Genomic DNA, 1,492 nt, shown 5'->3' on the forward strand with positions numbered 1-1,492 from the left:
GCATGGACAGGTATAAATTTAAGCTGTATAGTTGCCCAGCCTTCGCTCTTTAGGGCATCTCTAAACACTCAAGATTAGCCGCACGACTTCGTTGCTCCCGGACAAATGCTCCCTGTTATCTTTGATACATTTGACACATTTGGGGACATTTTTGCGCGCGCCCGTGATCAAAAGTCGGCGGATCGCGCAGCGAGACGGGTATCAGGCGGGCGGCAACCGCATGGCGGGGGCCAGGCAGAAGAGTGCCTGGCGCCTTGAATGTTTAGAGATGCTCTTCAGGAAAGGGGGAATATCAGCCATTGAATGCCGGGCAGAAATGAAATGCGCATAGGATATGCGTGGGTGAATCAACATTTATGGAGGGAAAACATGAATAAAGCTGTTCAAGGGGCAATCGGAATCGGATTGCTGTGTATGAGTGCTGCGCCAGCAATGGCGGCGAAGGACATTTCCAAACTGCCAGTAGTCACCCAGGAACTGGTGGCACCGCCGTTTTTGCCCAAGCATGACCAGGTCGCCAAAGGCGGTCCCAAGGTTGTCAAGGTGCGCATGGTCACGGAAGAAAAGCTAGTACAAATTGCACCGGATGGCACCAAGATGTGGGCACTGACATTCAACGGCACCGTTCCTGGTCCGCTAATCGTCGTGCATCAGGATGACTATGTCGAACTGACACTGGTCAACCCCCCGACCAGCACCATGTCGCACAATGTCGATTTCCATGCCTCCACCGGTGCCTTGGGTGCGGCCGGATTGACGCTGGTGGCGCCTGGCGAAGATGTGGTCGTGCGCTTTAAGGCCACCAAGCCCGGCGTCTTTGTCTACCACTGCGCCCCGGGCGGAACCATGATCCCGTTCCACGTCATCTCGGGCATGAACGGCGCCATCATGGTATTGCCGCGCGATGGCCTGAAAGACCACAAGGGCAAATCCGTGCGCTATGACCGCGCATATTACATCGGCGAGCAGGATCTTTACCTGCCCAAGGGTCCGGACGGGAAATACAAGTCCTACTCCCAGCCTGCCGAAGGCATGGCCGACATGCTCGAAGTGGCCGCCAAGCTGATCCCGACCCACGTCGTCTTCAATGGCGCAGTCGGTGCGCTCACAGGCGACAATGCGCTCAAGGCAAATGTCGGTGAGAAAGTCTTGTTCATTCACTCCCAGGCAAACCGCGATTCGCGTCCGCATCTGATTGGCGGCCACGGTGACCTGGTATGGCAGGGCGGCTCGTTCAACGATACCCCGATCACCAATCAGGAAACCTGGTTCGTCCCGGGCGGTGCGGCGGTGGCGGCGTTGTATGAATTCAAGCAGCCCGGGCTGTATGTCTACCTCAGCCATAACCTGAATGAAGCGGTGTTGCTGGGTGCGGCGGCGCACATGAATGTCGAGGGCAAGTGGGACAACGATCTCATGGAGCAACTCAAAAAGCCCAATGAGCATTCAACCCCGGCAATGGATCACTAACAACAATCCAGCAGGATCTACC

Annotated in this window: 1 protein-coding gene; it reads left to right on the top strand. The window is 56.2% G+C overall.

The genetic code is table 11. The features are described from left to right. Positions 1-369: 369 nt before the first annotated feature. Positions 370-1,470 carry a copper-containing nitrite reductase gene (gene nirK / locus BLP45_RS14205; RefSeq protein WP_090373148.1) on the top strand — a complete coding sequence of 367 codons (1,101 nt, stop codon included), beginning with the start codon at positions 370-372 and terminating at the stop codon, positions 1,468-1,470. Positions 1,471-1,492 lie beyond the last annotated feature (22 nt).

The sequence above is a fragment of the Nitrosospira sp. Nl5 genome (assembly GCF_900102495.1).
GTDB lineage: Bacteria > Pseudomonadota > Gammaproteobacteria > Burkholderiales > Nitrosomonadaceae > Nitrosospira.